Genomic DNA, 18,974 nt, shown 5'->3' on the forward strand with positions numbered 1-18,974 from the left:
TTGAAAAATAAATTTTTATTCTTGCCTTTTTTCTTAATGTGTTTTGCTGTAAACATGTTTGCCCAGGAAGAAGTAGCAATACAAGACAAATATACAGCACATAATAAAGGGAAGTTCTTTGTTTCATGGGGAGGTAATAGAGAAAGCTACTCAAAATCTGACGTAACCTTTAGAGGAAAAGATTATGAATTCACTGTTCATGACATGTCTGCACATGATAAACCAAAAGGCTGGCATGTTGACTATGTCAATCCTGCGAGAATGACTATTCCCCAAACAAATTTCAGATTGGGATATTTTTTTAGTGATCATTACAGTGTTACTATCGGAGTTGACCATATGAAATATGTGATGACTCAGGATCAAACTGCCAATGTTACAGGTTATATTGATGGTCCTGTTCATAATGGAGTTTACAATAATAGGCCTGTAGATTTTACAGATGAAACATTCTTAACTTACGAGCATACAGATGGTTTAAATTATGTAAACACAGAAGTTTCAAGATTTGATGATGTTTCAAAAATATTCAGACTGCCAAATACTGATAAAGTTCAAATTAATCTAACCGAAGGTTTAGGTGCTGGAGTTTTATATCCTAAAACCAATACAATGCTTTTAGGAAAAGAACGGCATGATGATTTTCATGTTTCAGGATATGGAGTGTCAGCAAAAGCTGGAATTAACATTACCTTTTTCAAACATTTTTATATTCAGGGAGAATTAAAAGGAGGTTATATTAATATGCAGGATATCAAAACCACGACTAGTAATGATGACAGCGCATTTCAGGACTTTTTCTTCTTTCAAAGAATTATTGAATTTGGTGGAATTTTTAGAATCTAAAATTGTTGACAAAATATAGAAAGCAGAATCTAATATAAAATTTAGTTTCTGCTTTTTTTGTTTTAGACTTCGCTGAACATTCTTAATAAATTAGTAACTGTATTCCAGTTTCTGATTGTAGCCGTTACATTTAGTTTTTTCTCAATATATTTTTGATCAAATCTGGTCTTTCCTGCACCAACAGAATATTTGATAAAAATCCTGTTGCCATCAATACTCGCTTCATCAGGTTTAAACTGACTTATTTTTAAATCATTTATGTTTTCACTTTTTAGAGTAATTGAAACAAATGCAACGTATAACTTTTTAGTATCAACCTCTTTTCCTTTCAAATAAGGATTATTTTTAAAACACAACTCAAGATCTTCTTTCGTGATAACAATAGTAGGAACTTCATGTCCAAATACTTTAAAAATTTCCTGCTTGATCATAAATCCTACTTTCGAAGCACTTTCTTCTTCTGTATCTACAAAAACATTTCCTGATTGCAGATAAGTTCGTACGTTTTGAAAACCAATATTCTCTAACATTGTTTTCAAAGCTTCCATTTTCATCATATTGTGTCCAGAAACATTAATACCTCGTAAAAGCGCTAAGTGTGTAACCATTGTAATTTGTTTAGAATTTAAAGGTATTAATTTCGATAATTTATCCTTTTAATTATCAAAAAAGATATCAGTAAATTATTTGAATGAACCAGGATTCTTAATATACTTCTTTTTATCTGAACGTGAAAACTCTTGCGTAAAAAAATTTTCATTAAAGAATGAAGTGTACTCTTTTCCTGATTCAATTTTGACTGTTCCATCTGTAGTCACAAAATTTGGTATTATAAAAGCATATCTACTTTTGTAATTTTTTAATGTTTGTTTACTATTAAAATTTTTATCGAATAAATAACTAATAGAAAAATCAAGTCGATAATCACTTTTACTATACATTTCAATAATACCCAATTTTGTTTGAGGATAAACTTCCTGTCCTAGTTTTACTAAGATTCCATTCTTTTTAAGTCCTTTGTAAGTTGCAATCGTTCCATCTGCATGTTCAACAATAATCAAATTTCTTTTACTAGTATATTGAATATCAAGAGAATCATTCTGATAAGAATTTATTATTTTAACAACAATCCCTTTTCTCATACTGCAAATAGTATCAGCATTTTTTGATTTTAAGATATAAGATTTCCAGTTTAAGGGTTTTTCAGCTTCAAAAAACTTTTCTGAAACATTATTAGCTTCAACAATTTTATATTTTTTTCCACTTTTAAAAGGAAGAATATATTGAAATGAACTGTCAATTTTTGGGTTCAACGAGCCCATGATGTAATAATAGCGCATTGAATAATTGATACCCTTACTTTTATCCAACGGTCTTAACTTAACCAAAAAACCATTATAAGCATAAATTGTTGTTTTTAATTCCGTCACATCACAATTCGTGACATTAGAAAATTCTAAACCAAGATAATAGCTTCCTGGAATCTTTTTTTCATAATATAAATCAATAGTTTTATCTTCATTTCTTTTGGAAGTAACGGTAATATTTTTATCCTGAGCAATTAAAACATTTTTAATTCCAAAAAAACATAAAAGTAAAAAGGTATAAAAAATTGATTTTTTCATTTTAAAATTATTATTTAGTTAATGTTCATTCGTAATTTAAAGACTACAAGTTTAATCAATTTTATCTTACTATTTTTTTTACTTATAAATTAGTTTGAAAAAAACTTGATTTCCAATTTTACAAACAAAAAACTATCTTCGTACTATGCAACAAAATCTCTTACAAACCCCTATCGAATACCTAAAAGGCGTTGGTCCAAGTCGTGGTCAGTTGCTTCGTAAGGAATTGGGTATTCATAAATATGGAGACTTAGTTAATTTTTTTCCAAACAGGTATATTGACAGGACACGCTATTATAAAATAAATGAGCTTCAAAATACGGGTTCAGAAGTTCAGATTATTGGTAAAATTATCAATATCAAAACAGTTGAATTTGCTAAAAACAAAAAACGTCTTGTTGCGACATTTGTCGATGATACAGGGCAAATCGAATTAAATTGGTTTCAGGGACACAAGTGGATTCGGGAGAGTTTAAAATTAAATGAAGTCTGCGTGATTTTCGGAAAATGTTCTTTGTACGGAAGTCAGTTTAGTATGGCACATCCCGAAATTGAACTTTTAAGCGAACATGAAAAAAGCCTTCGATCAGCAATGCAGCCGGTTTATCCTTCAACAGAAACCCTAACAAATCGCGGAATCTCAAATCGTACAATAAATAAGTTGATGGAACAGCTTTTCATCGAAACACAAGCTTTGTTTACGGAAACTTTTCCTTCTTACTTAATTGAAGAATTGAAGTTAATTTCAAAAAAAGCAGCTTTATTCAACATACATTTTCCTAAAAGCGCTGATGCTTTGGCAAAAGCCCAATTCCGATTAAAATTTGAGGAATTATTCTTTATCCAATTGCAATTAATTACCAAAAACCTAATTCGGAAACACAAAATTAAAGGACATCCTTTTAATAATGTAGGCGAATATTTTAATGAATTTTATAAGAATCATCTACCTTTTCAACTCACGAATGCACAAAAAAGAGTGGTTAAAGAAATTCGTTCAGATATGGGAAGTAATGCCCAAATGAACCGATTGCTACAGGGAGATGTAGGTTCCGGAAAAACAATTGTGGCTTTTATGAGTATGCTTTTGTCGCTAGACAATGGTTTTCAGGCTTGTTTAATGGCTCCTACTGAAATTCTTGCCAATCAGCATTTTATTGGTTTATCAGAATTGGCTGCAACGTTAAACATCAACATAAAAATACTTACGGGTTCAACTAAAACTGCAGCCAGAAAAATTATTCACGAAGAACTTGAAAATGGATCTTTACATATTTTAATTGGAACGCATGCGCTGTTGGAAGACAAAGTAAAATTTCAAAATTTAGGATTGGCTGTTATTGATGAACAGCATCGCTTTGGTGTTGAACAGCGATCAAAATTATGGAAGAAAAATGTAATTCCGCCACATGTTTTGGTTATGACCGCTACTCCAATTCCAAGAACTTTAGCAATGAGCTTATATGGTGATCTCGATATTTCGGTAATTGACGAATTGCCACCTGGCAGAAAACCAATTCAGACTGTTCATCGATTTGACAGTAATCGATTAAAAGTCTGGAAATTTCTTCGTGATGAAATTGCTCTTGGAAGACAAATTTATATCGTTTATCCGTTGATTCAGGAATCAGAAAAAATGGATTTCAAGGATTTGATGGATGGTTACGAAAGTATTTCCCGAGATTTTCCACTGCCTCAATATTCAATTTCGATTTTGCACGGAAAAATGAAACCAGCAGATAAAGATGCCGAAATGAAACGTTTTTCAGAAGGCAAAACTAATATTATGGTGGCTACAACGGTTATTGAAGTTGGTGTGAATGTTCCAAATGCCAGTGTAATGATTATTGAGAGTGCAGAACGTTTTGGCTTATCACAGCTACATCAATTACGTGGTCGAGTTGGCCGTGGAGCTGAACAGAGTTATTGTATTTTGATGACAAGCCATAAATTAAGTTCTGACAGCAAAACACGGATGGAAACAATGGTTCATACTAATGACGGATTTGAAATTGCAGAAGTTGACCTTAAGCTGCGAGGTCCTGGTGATTTGATGGGAACTCAGCAAAGCGGTGTACTAAACCTTCAGATTGCAGATATTGTTAGGGATCGTGATATTTTAGCTTTAGCGAGAAACTATGCCCTGAAAGTTTTAAAAGAAGATCCTCCACTCCAAAAACCTGAACATACTATCTTAAAAGCTATTTTCATCGAATTGACGAAGAAAAAAAACATCTGGAATTATATTAGTTAGTGTTTTTAAATCAAAAACAACTTTTATAAGGTTCTATTCTGCTTTCTATTCTTACCTTTGCAAAAAAATTATTTATGTCAACTATATATTTAGGATATCATTTTACGATTGAGCCCAAAGAACTGGGATCAGAAATATTAATTGCCGAATTAGGCGAAAAAGCTTTCGAGAGTTTTACTGAAACTGAAAAGGGAATTTCAGCTTTTGTAAAGAAAGATTTATGGGATGAAAATATCTTAGCTGACATTTATATTTTACAATCAGAAGAGTTTAAAATCGAATATAAAGTTGAAGAAATCGATCAGGTAAACTGGAATGAGGAATGGGAAAAGAATTTTGAGGCCATTGATGTTGATGGAAAATGTCATGTTCGTGCTCCTTTTCATCCAAAAACTGAGGCTGAATTTGATATCGTAATAGAACCAAAGATGAGTTTTGGGACGGGTCATCATGAAACAACACATATGATGATTCAGCATTTATTAGAAATTGATGTTGAAGGTTTAAAAACGTTGGATATGGGTTGCGGAACAGCTATTTTAGCTATTCTGGCTGAAATGAAAGGTGCTCAGCCTATTGATGCAATTGATATTGATAATTGGTGCTATTTGAACTCTATAGAAAATGCAGAGCGCAATAATTGTAAACATATTACCGTTTACGAAGGAGATGCAGCCTTATTGTCTGACAAAAAATATGATTTGATTATTGCAAATATTAATCGAAATATTTTATTAAACGATATGCAAAGTTATGTAGATTGTTTAAACCCAAAAGGAGTTATTCTTTTTAGTGGTTTCTATGAGGAAGACATTCCATTTATAGATGCTTCCTGTGTGGATAAAGGATTAAAATATGTTAAAAAGTTTCAAAGAAACAACTGGGTCTCATTAAAATACGTAAATTAGATACTAGCAATTACAACAGTACAAAAACCTAAAAAAAATGAGTACTAAAGAGAAAGTAAGAGAAAAAGTTCGCGAAAAGGAAGCCGTAGGTTTCAATAACGAAATTATCGTTTATAATGATGATGTAAACACTTTTGACCATGTAATCAATACTTTAATGCGTGTCTGCAGCCATACAGCTGAGCAAGCTGAACAATGTTCCTTAATTGTACATTATAATGGAAAATGCACCGTAAAAACCGGTCCGATTGATAAGTTAAAACCTCAATGTATACAACTTTTGGAAGCTGGTCTTAGTGCTGAAATTGTGTAAACCCAAATTTAAAAAAACATTCTACTATATTCTGTATTGCATATAGTAGAATGTTTTTTTAGTTTTATTAGTGTCATGATATCTGCCAATAATATTTCTACATTTGAATTTAAAAAAGAAGTAAAACTTATTTATGTTTATCTTAAAATTAATTTCAATTTGTAAATTCCCAGACAAAAAATCTTTTACATTTGTATTAAAAATAATGACAAGCCCATGAAAAAAACAACCTTTATTATTGTTTTATTAATTGTTGTAACTTCTTGTGTAAGTACAAAATCGACTTTAAAAAATGTTGATGACAATGCTCCTGATTTAACTCTGACTAAAAACAATACATTTGTTATCACTCTCTTCAGTAAAGATAAGAAATATGGTTACGATCCTGACTATCCTATCAATATTTTCTACAGAAATACAAAAGATGAGGCTCTGAATGAAACTCGTTTTTTAAATGCTTTAGCAGGTCCAAATGGCGAAAAAATAACATATACAAGATTAGAAACCTGTTGTCCATTTCCAACCAAACGAAGCGATATGGGAGCTGGATTTTTAAATGTATACGAATTAAAGTGGGAAGGACAGAAAAAACCAATTAAGCTTTATCTGAATATTTATGAAAAAGGTATTTTAATGGTCCCAATGGGGTTAAACCTGAAAAAATAATAAATTCAAAACTCTTTTTTTAAGTCTTATTTGATTTAAGTTACATAAAAAAAGCGTCTTAAGTGAAATTAAGACGCTTTTTTCGTTTTTTATAATTTATTATGAAATTCTTTCATTCATAATATCTTCAACAACTTCAGGATTTAATAATGTAGAAGTATCTCCAAAATTAGAAAAATCTCCTTCAGCTATTTTACGTAAAATTCTACGCATGATTTTACCTGAACGGGTTTTTGGCAATCCTGATACAAACTGAATTTTATCCAATTTAGCAATTGGGCCAATATGGTCTGCAATATATTGATTAATTTCTTTGGTTAAATTCTCTTTATTACGAATCTCACCTGTTTCTTTCAAAATTACAAATCCATATAATGCATTCCCTTTAATTTCATGTGGAAAACCTACAATTGCTGATTCTGCAACAGCCTGATGCTCGTTAATAGCATCTTCTATCGGTGCTGTTCCTAAATTATGTCCGGAAACAATTACAACATCATCTACCCTGCCTGTAATTCTGTAATATCCAACTTCATCCCTTAATGCACCATCCCCTGTGAAAAATTTACCAGGAAAATCTGAAAAATATGTCTTTTTATAGCGTTCATGATCTCCCCATATTGTTCTGGCAATTCCAGGCCATGGAAATTTGATACACAAACTGCCTACCACCTGATTCCCTTCAATTTCATTGCGTTTTTCATCCATCAAAACAGGCTGGATTCCAGGTAATGGCAAAGTTGCATAAGTTGGTTTTGTTGGTGTTACAAAAGCAATCGGCGAAATCATAATCCCTCCTGTTTCTGTTTGCCACCATGTATCCACAACCGGACATCTTTTATCACCAACATGATCATTAAACCAGTGCCATGCTTCTTCATTTATGGGTTCCCCAACAGAACCAATAACCTTTAGCGATTTTAAAGGATACTTTTGAATATAGTCAAGACTTTCTTTAGCTAAAGAACGAATTGCAGTTGGAGCAGTATAAAATTGCGTGATTTTATGTTTTTCAATAATATCCCAGAAACGGCTAAAATCAGGGTAAGATGGAACTCCTTCAAAAATTACTGTTGTTCCTCCATTCAATAATGGTCCATATAAAATATACGAATGTCCGGTAATCCAGCCAATATCTGCTGTACACCAGAAAATATCATTTTCATCATGGCTAAATACGTTTTTAAAAGTATAAGCTGTATAAACCATGTATCCTGCTGTAGTATGCACCATACCTTTTGGCTTACCTGTAGATCCTGAAGTATATAAAATAAACAAAGGATCTTCAGCATCCATAATTTCTGCTACATTATATTCAAGAGCAGCATCTACTAACGGCTGCAACCAAATATCGCGTCCTTCCTGCATTTTTACATCGGTTTCAGTTCTCTTTACAACTAAAACTTTCGAAACCGATGGACAGCTTTCTAAAGCTTCATCAACAATTCCTTTGAGATCAATTATTTTGTTCCCTCTGTAACCACCATCAGAAGTAATAACCATTTTACATTCGCAGTCATTAATTCTTGCAGAAACCGCTGAAGCTGAAAATCCGGCAAAAATAACCGAATGTATAGCACCAATTCTGGCACAAGCCAAAACTGTTACAGCAAGCTCCGGAATCATTGGCAAATAAATACAAACTCTATCTCCTTTACTAACTCCTTGCTCACGCAAGACATTTGCCATTTTAGAAACTCTTTCATATAATTCATTATATGTAATATGTACTGCATCTTCAGAAGGATTATTCGGTTCAAAAATAATAGCCGTCTTTTCTCCTCTTTTGCTTAAATGTCTGTCGATACAATTCTTTGTAATATTAACTTTAGCTTCTGTAAACCATTTTACTTCGGCATCAGCCATGTTGAAATCAACAACTTTTTCCCATTGCTGGTACCAAGTAAAATTTTCTTCTGCTATCTTACCCCAAAATTTTCTTGGCTCTCTTATTGACTTATTGTAATGTTTAAAATATTGTTCTAAATTTTCAATTTTATAATAACTCATAGTTGTTGTAATTTTTTTATAAATGTATTAAATAACAATGTATTCTTAAAATTATTTAATCTATAAATTTTATCAAAAAAAAACAAACTTTAAAAAAAATACATCGTTTTAATGTATTTAATATAAAAATTAAAGTTTAATCAAAATTAAGTCATATTAAAAGAGGCATGATATCTAAATATCATGCCTCTTTAATTTTAACAATTTCAATAACAATTAATTTTTTAATCCTGCCCAATATTCTTTTCATTTTGAAAATAGCCGCAACATTATTAATTATAGCAGAGATTTCTACAAGTATATAAATTAAAATATACTAATAAACTTAGGGATTACTTCACTTAACCCATTATAGATTGAAGTTAAGTGAATGTAATATGCGCTATATCTGTTATTATCTTAATAAGTGCTTACTAATTCAAAATATTACATAAAACAAAGATACAGTGCAAAATCCCAACACACATAAAGTGTGTAAATCTTAAATAATATTATCCAATTTTTTTCATTGCTGTCATAGATTCTCTTAACCAAGCTCCTACTTCTTCGATAGGATGTTGACGAATTTCTTTGTTTACAGCAATTAAAACTGCATTATCTACTCCATTTGAAGTTGAGAATGGTTTTCCTATTACGTTTGTTTCAACCGTTTTCATGAATTCAGTTAACAATGGCTTACAAGCATGATCGAATAAATAACATCCATACTCTGCTGTATCCGAAATAACACGGTTCATTTCGAATAATTTTTTTCTTGCAATTGTATTAGCAATCAAAGGTAATTCGTGTAATGATTCATAATAAGCCGATTCTTCAATGATTCCGGCCTCAGTCATGGTTTCAAAAGCCAATTCAACACCTGCTTTTACCATTGCAATCATTAATACTCCATTGTCAAAATATTCCTGTTCTGAAATAGGTGCTTCTTGTGGAGCTGTTTTCTCAAAGTTAGTTTCTCCTGTAGCTGCTCTCCAGGTCAATAAATTTTTATCGTCATTAGCCCAGTCAATCATCATAGTTCTGGAGAACTCTCCAGAAATAATATCATCCTGGTGTTTCTGGAATAATGGACGCATGATATCTTTTAATTCTTCAGCAATTTCATAAGCTTCAATTTTTGCAGGATTTGAAAGACGGTCCATCATGTTTGTAATACCACCATGTTTCAAAGCTTCAGTGATAGTTTCCCATCCGTATTGAATTAATTTTGAAGCATATGCAGGATCAATGCCTTTTTCAACCATTTTATCAAAACACAAAATAGAACCTGTTTGCAATAAACCACAAAGGATCGTTTGCTCCCCCATTAAATCTGATTTTACTTCAGCTACAAATGATGATTTTAAAACTCCTGCTTTATGACCTCCAGTTGCTACCGCGTATGCTTTTGCCTGATCTAAACCTAATCCGTTTGGATCATTTTCAGGGTGAACAGCAATAAGTGTTGGCACACCAAATCCTCTTTTATATTCTTCACGTACTTCAGAACCCGGACATTTAGGAGCACACATAATTACCGTAATATCTTTACGAATCTGCATTCCTTCTTCTACGATATTAAATCCGTGAGAATATGCCAAAGTTGAACCTTGTTTCATTAATGGCATAATTGCAGTTACCACAGCAGTATGTTGCTTATCAGGAGTTAAGTTACAAACTAAATCAGCAGTAGGAATTAATTCTTCATAAGTACCTACTTTAAAACCATTTTCAGTAGCATTTTTAAAAGAAGCTCTTTTTTCAGCAATTGCATCTACACGCAAAGCATAAGAAATATCAAGACCTGAATCTCTCATGTTTAAACCTTGGTTCAACCCCTGAGCTCCGCAACCTACTATTACGACTTTTTTTCCTGCTAATGCATCTATCCCATTTGCAAATTCTGATTGCTCCATAAATTCGCAAACCCCTAATTGTTCTAATTGTAATCTAAGTGGTAATGTGTTGAAATAATTGGCCATTTTTTTAATATTTAATAAGTATGATATTTAATTTTGAATGTTTGTAACTATTTTAATTCGTTTAATAATGATGAGATTTCCATTTTTTCTTTAGAAACTGAAATTCTTCCTGAACGTACAAATTGCATAATGCCGTACGGTTTAAATTTTGCGTATAATTCTTCTATTTCTGAACGTCTTCCTGATTTTGAAATCACAAAGAAATCACGAGAAACAGTCACAATAGTTGATTGACTTTCCTTTATGATGTTCTGAATCTGTTTTTCATCAAACAATAAACTTGAAGCAATTTTGAATAAAGCGTTTTCCAGATAAATTGTCTCTTCATCTGTATGATAAAAGGCTTTTATAACTTCAATTTGTTTTTCTATTTGCCCAACAATATTTTTAACCCATTTTTCTGTTGTATCAACTACAATGATAAACCTTGACACATTCTCTATTTCTGATTCTGAAACGTTTAGACTTAATATATTAATATGTCGCTTTAAGAATATTCCAGATATTCTATTTAATAAACCTACGTTATTTTCTGAGTATACCGATATGGTAAATGTTTTTTCTTCCATAATTATTAGCTTAATCTCATGTCAGAAACCGAAGCTCCTGTTGGAATCATTGGGAATACGTTATTTTCTTTTTCTACCATCACTTCTAAAAAATAAGAATCTTTTGAAGCTAACATCTCAGCAACGGCTTCATCAAGCTCTTCTCTTTTTGTTACCTTTCTGGATTTGATATAATATCCTTCTGCAATAGCGCAGAAATTTGGATTAACCATTACGGTGGAAGCATATCTGTAATCAAAAAATAATTCCTGCCATTGACGAACCATTCCAAGAAATTCATTGTTTAATACTACAATTTTTACCGGAACTTTTGTTTGATGAATTGTACCCAATTCCTGTATATTCATTTGAAAACCACCATCTCCAATTATAGCTACAACCTCCCGATCTGGTCTTCCCATTTTAGCTCCAATAGCTGCTGGCAGAGCAAAACCCATTGTTCCTAAACCTCCGGAAGTAACATTACTTTTAGTTGAATTAAATTTAGCATAACGACAAGCAAACATTTGATGCTGTCCTACATCCGAAACCATTATTGCATCTCCTTTTGAGTGTTTGTTAATCATTTCAATAGTTTCTCCCATCGAAATTCCTTTTCCATTAGTAGGAGCTAACTCTTCATCTATAACGGCATCCAGCTCAATTTTATATTTTTCTTTGAACTCATTATGCCAGGAATCGTGTGATTTTTTGTCAATTAATGGAATCAATGCAGTCAAAGCTTCTTTAACATCTGCCAAAACAGCTACCTCTGTTTTTACATTTTTATCGATTTCAGCCGGGTCAATTTCGAAGTGAATAACTTTGGCCTGTTTAGCATAAGTAGCTAAACTTCCGGTAACACGATCATCAAAACGCATTCCTAAAGCGATTAATACATCACATTCATTTGTCAAAAGATTCGGTCCATAATTACCGTGCATCCCAACCATACCAACATTTAAAGGATGATCCGTTGGTAAAGCTGAAAGTCCCAAAATCGTCCAAGCTGCGGGAATCCCAGATTTTTCAACCAACCTTTTTAATTGCTCTTCTGCCTGACTCAATATAATACCCTGACCAAAAATAATGTATGGTTTTTTTGCATTGTTAATTATATCCGCAGCGTCTTGTATTTTTTTAAGATCTAATACCGGTTTTGGATGATAACTTCTGATTCCTGTACATTTTTCATAGCTAAAGTCCATCTCATCAAATTGAGCATTTTTTGTAATATCAATTAAAACCGGGCCTGGACGACCTGATCTGGCGATATAAAAAGCTTTAGCAATAATTTCCGGAATTTCGTGAGCTTCTGTAATTTGGTAATTCCATTTAGTAACTGGAGTTGAAATTCCAATAATATCTGTTTCCTGAAAAGCATCAGAACCCAATAAGTGTTTTCCAACCTGTCCTGTAATACACACTAATGGTGTTGAATCGATTTGGGCATCAGCAATTCCGGTAACTAAATTTGTAGCTCCCGGTCCAGAAGTTGCAATCGCAACCCCCACTTTACCGGTAACTCTTGCAAAACCTTGTGCGGCATGAGCTGCTCCTTGTTCGTGACGTACTAAAACGTGGTGTAATTGATCCTGAAATTTATATAATTCGTCATAAACTGGCATTATAGCTCCTCCTGGATACCCATAAACCAAGTCTACTCCTTCTGCTAATAAACATCTAATAACGGCTTCTGCCCCTGATATTTTCATTTTATTTTATATTTTTCACCAATAAATCTTTTAATTTGAGATTTAGAGGCTTGTTGTTTTTATTAAATTATTTGTCGGTAACACATCCCTCAGAGGCACTGGAGACCGAACGCATATATTTAAGTAAAACTCCTTGTTTAATTGGTGATTCTGGTCTTTTCCAATTGGCCTTACGTTTTGCTAATTCTTCGTCAGAAATTTTCATATCGATAGTGTTTTTTACTGCATCAATCGTAATAACATCCCCATTTTCGATAAGAGCAATTCCCCCACCTTCATAAGCTTCCGGTGTAACGTGTCCGACAACAAATCCGTGTGAACCTCCAGAGAAACGTCCGTCGGTAATTAAAGCAACAGTACTTCCTAAACCAGCACCCATAATGGCAGATGTAGGTTTTAGCATTTCAGACATACCTGGTCCTCCTTTTGGACCACAGTAACGAATAATCACTACGTTTCCAGGCTTAACTTCTCCTGCCTGAATTCCTCTAATTACATCTTTTTCTCCTTCAAAAACGACAGCTGTACCTTCAAAAAACTCTCCTTCTTTACCACTAATTTTAGCTACACAACCTTCTGTTGCTAAGTTTCCGTATAAAATTTGAATATTTCCAGTAGCTTTTAAAGCTTTTTGTATTTCGAAAACTACTTGTTGCCCCTCCTCTAAATCAGGAACTGAAGCTAAATTTTCTGCTATTGTTTTTCCTGTTACGGTTAAACAATCACCATGTAAAAAGCCTTCTTTTAATAAATATTTCATTACTCCCGGAACACCTCCAACATTGTGCAAATCTTCCATCAGATATTTACCGCTTGGTTTTAAGTCGGCTAATAATGGCGTTTTATCACTAATATCCTGAAAATCTTTTAATGTCAAATCAATACCTACAGAGTGTGCCATTGCAATTAAGTGCATTACCGCATTTGTAGAACCTCCCAGAACAGCTACCATCGTTATTGCATTTTCAAATGCTTTACGAGTCATGATGTCCCTAGGTTTAATATCTTTTTCTAATAATATTTTGATTGCTTTACCCGCATCAACACATTCTTGTTTCTTTTCCGGACTCAAAGCAGGATTTGATGAACTATAAGGCAAACTCATTCCTAAAGCTTCAATTGCAGAAGACATTGTATTGGCCGTGTACATCCCGCCACAAGCTCCGGCACCCGGGCAAGCATTTTGAATTACTCCTTTAAAATCTTCAGGTGTAATTGTGTTTTTAATTTTTTTTCCTAAAGCTTCAAAAGCAGAAACAATATTCAAATCCTCACCTTTCCATTTTCCAGGATGAATAGATCCACCATAAACCATAATAGATGGGCGGTTAACTCTACCCATTGCCATTAAAGCTCCCGGCATATTTTTATCACAACCCGGAACAGCAATCAGACCGTCATACCATTGCGCACCCATAACGGTTTCGATAGAATCTGCAATTACATCACGAGAGACCAAAGAAAAACGCATTCCGTCATTACCGTTAGAAATACCATCACTAACACCAATAGTATTAAAAATCAAGCCAACTAAATCTTCTTTCCAGACGCCAGTCTTAATATCTTTAGCCAGGTCATTTAAATGCATATTACAAGGATTTCCGTCGTACCCCATACTCACAATTCCTACCTGCGCTTTTTTAAGATCCTCTTCTGTTAAGCCAATTCCGTAGAACATAGCCTGAGAAGCCGGTTGTGTTTCGTCTTGCGTGATTGTTTTGCTGTATTTATTTAATTCCATTTGTATTATTTGTAATTTAATTTTATCCCTAAAAAAAAACCTCCCAACTATGTGGGAGGTTACTAATATATCTTTCAATTATATTTATACCGTTCCCGATGCAGATGTGCTATACACATTGACAACAATGACAGAAGTAATAATAATTGAGATTTGCATTATTGATTTTTTGATGCCACAAAAGTATAAAAACCAATAGGACTAAAAAAATAAAATCTCAACATTTTAAACACTTCTTGTTAATTATTGCAGTATTTAACAAAAAATATTAAACAATCGTAGATTGTCCGATATGAACGTTATCATTATTAAAATACAGCAAATCGTCTTTACTAAAAATAAAGTTCGAAACAAACTCCCCAACTTCATTAGTTCCAAATTTTGAATCTGCTTTTAAATCTACTGTAACCACTTTAAAATCAATTGCTTTTTCGACTGCTTTGTAAATCACATCTGCTTCTTTAAACAATCCGAAATGCTCTAATAACATCGCTGCCGATAAAATAGAAGCAATAGGATTGGCAATATTTTTTCCTTTTGCCTGTGGATAAGAACCATGAATGGGTTCAAAAAGTGCATTTTTATCTCCTAGCGAAGCCGAGGCTAATAAACCAATAGAGCCTGTAATTACACTAGCTTCATCTGATAAAATATCTCCAAATAAATTTTCTGTCAAAATCACATCAAATTGTTTTGGATTTAAAATCAATTGCATTGCAGCATTATCCACAAATAAAAATTCCAGAGCTACATCCTTATATTGCTCACCTACTTTCTGAACGACTTTTCTCCATAATCTTGAGGTTTCCAAAACATTTGCTTTATCAACCATAGTTAATTTTTTGCGTCTATTTTGTGCTGATTTAAAAGCCAGATGTGCGATTCTTGTGATTTCTTCTTCTGAATATTCACATAAATCTGAAGCATATGTTCCTTCTTCATTTAGAGTTTTTGCTCCAAAATAAGCACCACCCGTTAATTCTCTGAAAATCGTAAAATCTGCACCATCAATAATTTCTCTTTTCAAAGGAGATGCATCAATCAATGACTTATAAGGCTTTATTGGACGAATATTTGCAAACAAACCAAGTTCTTTCCGTAATTTTAACAATCCCTGCTCCGGACGAACTTTTGCATGTGGATTATTATCATATTTAGGATCTCCAATGGCTCCAAACAAAATGGCATCTGTGTTTAAACAAAGATTTAATGTTTGCTCAGGAAGCGGGTTACCAGTTTTATCAATAGCAATTGCCCCCATAAGAGCTTCTTCAAAAACAAATTCATGATTATACACTTCGCCTATAGCATATAAAGCTTTTTTGGCTTGTGCGATTACCTCTGGTCCGATTCCGTCTCCGGGTAAAACTGCTATTTTCAAATTCATAATGCCTCGTTCTTTATGTATTTAAAACCTGATTTTTTTTCTAATTAACTTCTTATTAAATCTCCCTGAATTTTAGAAGCTTCAATAATTTGATGAATATCCTCGTCTAATACTTCCTTTTTTATATCTGCGTATTTCAAAAATTCAACATAAACTATATCTAATTGTACTTTTGTAAGCTCATAACCTACCTTTTTAGCACGATAAGCCAAAGCAGCCCTACCACTTCTTGCAGTCAAAATAATTGAAGACTCATTAACACCAACATCCAACGGATCCATGATTTCGTAAGTAGCTCTGTTTTTAATCACACCATCCTGATGAATTCCTGAACTGTGTGCAAATGCGTTAGCTCCTACGATTGCTTTATTTGGCTGAACCATCATACCCATACTTTCAGAAACCAAACGACTCATTTCGTTTAGCTCTCTTGTATTGATATTTGTATCTAAATTAAGGTAAGGATGTTGTTTAAAAATCATCACTACTTCTTCAAGGGCTGTATTTCCGGCCCTCTCTCCAATACCATTAATAGTACATTCAATTTGCCTTGCTCCGTTTATAGCCCCAGCAATAGAGTTGGCAGTTGCCATTCCTAAGTCGTTATGACAGTGGCATGAAAGAATTACATTCTCTATACCTTTTACGTTTTCTTTTAAATATTTTATTTTTGCACCATATTCTTCAGGCAAGCAATATCCAGTTGTATCTGGAATATTTAATACAGTTGCACCTGATTTTATTACTTCTTCACAAACTTTTGCTAAGAAAGCATTATCAGTTCTTCCAGCATCCTCTGCATAAAATTCAACATCCTCTACATATGATTTTGCGTGTGATACAGCATATTTTGCTCTGGCGATAATATCTTCCGGGGTAGTATTTAATTTATGGAGTATATGAGATTGTGAGGTTCCGATTCCTGTATGGATTCTAGGTTTCTTAGCATACTTTAAAGCTGCTGCAGCAACATCGATATCATTTTTTACGGCTCTTGTTAATCCGCAGACGGTTGCATTTTCTACAATTTTACAAATCTCAGAGACCGATAAAAAATCGCCCGGACTTGACACAGGAAAACCTGCTTCGATGATATCAACTCCCATTTTGTCTAGTCGTTCTGCGATAACTAATTTTTGTTTAGTATCTAACTTACATCCTGGAACCTGTTCACCATCGCGCAAAGTGGTGTCAAAAATTTGAACTTTCTCTCTATTCATATTCATTTATTTAATGTAATTTCACATCTTGAAACAAATATATATTGTACTTCTTCAGTATGAAATTCATAATAATGGAATTATACTGTTCATAACACAATCTATAACAAGTTAAGTAATTAAAAATCAATAAGTTATATTATTATATTTTACAATGGCTAACCATCAAAAAGATTTCTTATTTGTACTGATCAAGTCCCTCACTAAATCTGAAAAAAGACAGTTTAAAATTTTTGCAAGCCGTTTAGAAACAAGCTCGAATACTAAATTCATTGAGCTATTTAATATTTTGGATAAATCTGAAACTTATGATGAAAAGCTTATTTTAAAAAGTGGAATCATCAAAAAAGTACAGTTATCTAACTTAAAATCATACTTATATAAACAGATTTTAGTTAGTATTCGTTTGAATATTCCCAGCCAGAATATTCGTTACCAATTACGAGAACAGATTGATTTTGCTGTTATTCTATATAATAAAGGATTATACAAGCAGAGTCTGAAAATTTTAGATAAAACCAAAATCATTGCACTCGAAAATGATGAAAAATACATGGCGTATGAAATTGTGGAGTTCGAAAAATTAATCGAATCTCAATATATTACGCGAAGTATTCAGGGAAGAGCTGATGAATTAGTTATTCAGGCTAAAGAATTAAACTACCGCAATACTATTTCAAGTAAATTATCTAATTTATCGCTTCAATTGTACGGAATCATGCTAAAAACCGGCTACGTAAAAAGCGATGAAGAATATAAATATATAGATGACTATTTCAATAAACATATTTCAAAACTGGACGAAAGCAAGTTTGGTTTCCGCGAAAAATATTGGTTTTATAATGCAAATCTTTGGCGTAGTTTTCTAGTTCAGGACTTCTTAGCAAGTTACAAATATGCTTATAAATGGGTTAGACTGTTTTATGACAATCCAAATATGATTTATCAAAATCCAGTGTTTTTTTTAAAAGGAAATCATTACTTTTTAGAATCACTTTATATGTTGAAATACAAGTCGAATTTTAAGAAATATCTAACACTTTTAGAGGAAACTATTTATGATGATAAATTTCCTGTAAACGATAACATTGCATCGCTATCATTTTTATATATCTATAACAATAAATTAAATTATCACATTCTGGAAGGTACTTTTGCAGAAAGCGAATATCTGATTCCTGAGATTTTAGAGAAAATAAAAATTCATAATGAACATTTGGACGAACATCACGAAATGTTATTTTATTACAAGATTGCTTCTATTTACTTTGGAAACGAAAAATATAATGAATCAATTTATTATTTAGATAAAATCATCAATAACAAAAACTTATCGATGCGTGAAGATTTAATGTGTTTTGCAAGGCTCTTGTCATTGATTGCACATTATGAACTAGGAAAAGATTATTATCTCGAAAACCATCTTAAAAGCACGTACAAGTTTTTATTAAAAATGAATGACCTGCATGAAGTACAAAAGGAAATTATTAAATTTATGAGAAACCTTAATAATTTTTATCCTGCCGATATCAAAAAGGAATTTATTAAGATGCGTGAACGTTTTATTGAACTGGAAAAAAATACCTATGAAAAAAGAGCTTTTCTTTATTTGGATATTATTTCGTGGCTGGAAAGTAAAATCGAAAATCGAAAAATCTCAGATATTATTAAAGAGAAAGCAAAACTGAATAGTCGTTAATAAATTGAACTTCACTGATTAGTAATAACTTCAAGTAAAACATACTTTATAAGGAATCGAAAACTCAAAAAAAGTCATGAA

At 32.5% G+C, this 18,974-nt stretch carries 15 protein-coding genes; 6 read left to right on the forward strand and 9 right to left on the reverse strand.

Annotation, left to right across the window (positions count from 1 at the left end; all coding sequences use genetic code 11):
• Positions 1–846 (forward strand): hypothetical protein, encoded by an 846-nt coding sequence (locus tag ACEN2I_RS02965; protein WP_441764635.1) that lies wholly within the window; start codon positions 1–3, stop codon positions 844–846.
• A 62-nt stretch (positions 847–908) separates the two neighbouring features.
• Here the strand turns inward: ACEN2I_RS02965 and ACEN2I_RS02970 are convergent, their stop codons facing one another.
• Together ACEN2I_RS02970 and ACEN2I_RS02975 are read right to left on the reverse strand one after the other, a co-directional pair.
• Positions 909–1,454 carry a DUF1697 domain-containing protein gene (locus ACEN2I_RS02970; RefSeq protein ID WP_441764636.1) on the reverse strand — a complete coding sequence of 182 codons (546 nt, stop codon included), beginning with the start codon at positions 1,452–1,454 and terminating at the stop codon, positions 909–911.
• Between the two features lie 75 nt (positions 1,455–1,529).
• Positions 1,530–2,471 carry a hypothetical protein gene (locus ACEN2I_RS02975; protein WP_441764637.1) on the reverse strand — a complete coding sequence of 314 codons (942 nt, stop codon included), beginning with the start codon at positions 2,469–2,471 and terminating at the stop codon, positions 1,530–1,532.
• Positions 2,472–2,616: 145 nt separating this feature from the next.
• Here ACEN2I_RS02975 and recG point away from each other — a divergent pair, with 145 nt between their 5' ends.
• The 4 genes from recG to ACEN2I_RS02995 all read left to right on the forward strand — a co-directional run bounded on the left by recG (position 2,617) and on the right by ACEN2I_RS02995 (position 6,612).
• Positions 2,617–4,725 carry an ATP-dependent DNA helicase RecG gene (gene recG, locus ACEN2I_RS02980; RefSeq protein ID WP_441764638.1) on the forward strand — a complete coding sequence of 703 codons (2,109 nt, stop codon included), beginning with the start codon at positions 2,617–2,619 and terminating at the stop codon, positions 4,723–4,725.
• A gap of 74 nt (positions 4,726–4,799) precedes the next feature.
• The gene (gene prmA, locus ACEN2I_RS02985) at positions 4,800–5,633 is read left to right on the forward strand and encodes a 50S ribosomal protein L11 methyltransferase (RefSeq protein ID WP_441764639.1); all 834 of its coding nucleotides are present in this window, start codon (positions 4,800–4,802) and stop codon (positions 5,631–5,633) included.
• Positions 5,634–5,670: 37 nt separating this feature from the next.
• A complete protein-coding gene (locus ACEN2I_RS02990) occupies positions 5,671–5,946 on the forward strand; it encodes an ATP-dependent Clp protease adaptor ClpS (protein WP_441764640.1) in 276 nt (91 codons plus the stop codon).
• Between the two features lie 216 nt (positions 5,947–6,162).
• Positions 6,163–6,612, forward strand: coding sequence for a 2-dehydro-3-deoxyphosphooctonate aldolase (locus tag ACEN2I_RS02995; protein ID WP_441764641.1), 450 nt, complete (start codon positions 6,163–6,165; stop codon positions 6,610–6,612).
• A 99-nt stretch (positions 6,613–6,711) separates the two neighbouring features.
• Here ACEN2I_RS02995 and acs read toward each other — a convergent pair whose 3' ends face one another.
• From acs to ACEN2I_RS03030, 7 genes are all read right to left on the reverse strand, one after another.
• A complete protein-coding gene (acs, locus tag ACEN2I_RS03000; protein ID WP_441764642.1) occupies positions 6,712–8,622 on the reverse strand; it encodes an acetate--CoA ligase in 1,911 nt (636 codons plus the stop codon).
• Between the two features lie 491 nt (positions 8,623–9,113).
• Positions 9,114–10,583: a ketol-acid reductoisomerase gene (gene ilvC / locus ACEN2I_RS03005; RefSeq protein WP_441764643.1), complete on the reverse strand. Its 1,470-nt coding sequence runs from the start codon at positions 10,581–10,583 to the stop codon at positions 9,114–9,116.
• Positions 10,584–10,630: 47 nt separating this feature from the next.
• Positions 10,631–11,152, reverse strand: a complete 522-nt coding sequence (ilvN, locus tag ACEN2I_RS03010) for an acetolactate synthase small subunit (RefSeq protein WP_441764644.1) — start codon at positions 11,150–11,152, stop codon at positions 10,631–10,633.
• Between the two features lie 5 nt (positions 11,153–11,157).
• Entirely contained in the window at positions 11,158–12,846 is a 1,689-nt protein-coding gene (gene ilvB / locus ACEN2I_RS03015; protein ID WP_441764645.1) for a biosynthetic-type acetolactate synthase large subunit, read from the reverse strand.
• 67 nt (positions 12,847–12,913) lie between these two features.
• Complete coding sequence (ilvD, locus tag ACEN2I_RS03020) at positions 12,914–14,587, reverse strand: dihydroxy-acid dehydratase (protein WP_441764646.1); 1,674 nt, start codon at positions 14,585–14,587, stop codon at positions 12,914–12,916.
• 268 nt (positions 14,588–14,855) lie between these two features.
• Positions 14,856–15,974, reverse strand: coding sequence for a 3-isopropylmalate dehydrogenase (gene leuB / locus ACEN2I_RS03025; protein WP_441764647.1), 1,119 nt, complete (start codon positions 15,972–15,974; stop codon positions 14,856–14,858).
• 44 nt (positions 15,975–16,018) lie between these two features.
• On the reverse strand, positions 16,019–17,194 hold the full coding sequence (locus tag ACEN2I_RS03030; RefSeq protein WP_441764648.1) for a 2-isopropylmalate synthase: 1,176 nt from the start codon (positions 17,192–17,194) through the stop codon (positions 16,019–16,021).
• 154 nt (positions 17,195–17,348) lie between these two features.
• On the opposite strand from ACEN2I_RS03030, the gene ACEN2I_RS03035 reads away from it, so the two are divergent.
• Positions 17,349–18,893, forward strand: coding sequence for a hypothetical protein (locus ACEN2I_RS03035; protein ID WP_441764649.1), 1,545 nt, complete (start codon positions 17,349–17,351; stop codon positions 18,891–18,893).
• Positions 18,894–18,974: the final 81 nt, after the last annotated feature.

This window comes from Flavobacterium sp. W22_SRS_FK3 (genome assembly GCF_052113665.1).
In the GTDB taxonomy this organism is placed as follows: domain Bacteria; phylum Bacteroidota; class Bacteroidia; order Flavobacteriales; family Flavobacteriaceae; genus Flavobacterium.

Excerpts from the sequence above, each read along its gene's own strand:
- ACEN2I_RS02970 (WP_441764636.1), bottom strand. The coding sequence starts at position 1,454 with ATGGTTACACACTTAGCGCTTTTACGAGGTATTAATGTTTCTGGACAC.
- ACEN2I_RS02975 (WP_441764637.1), bottom strand. The coding sequence starts at position 2,471 with ATGAAAAAATCAATTTTTTATACCTTTTTACTTTTATGTTTTTTTGGA.
- recG (WP_441764638.1), top strand. The coding sequence starts at position 2,617 with ATGCAACAAAATCTCTTACAAACCCCTATCGAATACCTAAAAGGCGTT.
- prmA (WP_441764639.1), top strand. The coding sequence starts at position 4,800 with ATGTCAACTATATATTTAGGATATCATTTTACGATTGAGCCCAAAGAA.
- ACEN2I_RS02990 (WP_441764640.1), top strand. The coding sequence starts at position 5,671 with ATGAGTACTAAAGAGAAAGTAAGAGAAAAAGTTCGCGAAAAGGAAGCC.
- ACEN2I_RS02995 (WP_441764641.1), top strand. The coding sequence starts at position 6,163 with ATGAAAAAAACAACCTTTATTATTGTTTTATTAATTGTTGTAACTTCT.
- acs (WP_441764642.1), bottom strand. The coding sequence starts at position 8,622 with ATGAGTTATTATAAAATTGAAAATTTAGAACAATATTTTAAACATTAC.
- ilvC (WP_441764643.1), bottom strand. The coding sequence starts at position 10,583 with ATGGCCAATTATTTCAACACATTACCACTTAGATTACAATTAGAACAA.
- ilvN (WP_441764644.1), bottom strand. The coding sequence starts at position 11,152 with ATGGAAGAAAAAACATTTACCATATCGGTATACTCAGAAAATAACGTA.
- ilvB (WP_441764645.1), bottom strand. The coding sequence starts at position 12,846 with ATGAAAATATCAGGGGCAGAAGCCGTTATTAGATGTTTATTAGCAGAA.
- ilvD (WP_441764646.1), bottom strand. The coding sequence starts at position 14,587 with ATGGAATTAAATAAATACAGCAAAACAATCACGCAAGACGAAACACAA.
- leuB (WP_441764647.1), bottom strand. The coding sequence starts at position 15,974 with ATGAATTTGAAAATAGCAGTTTTACCCGGAGACGGAATCGGACCAGAG.
- ACEN2I_RS03030 (WP_441764648.1), bottom strand. The coding sequence starts at position 17,194 with ATGAATAGAGAGAAAGTTCAAATTTTTGACACCACTTTGCGCGATGGT.
- ACEN2I_RS03035 (WP_441764649.1), top strand. The coding sequence starts at position 17,349 with ATGGCTAACCATCAAAAAGATTTCTTATTTGTACTGATCAAGTCCCTC.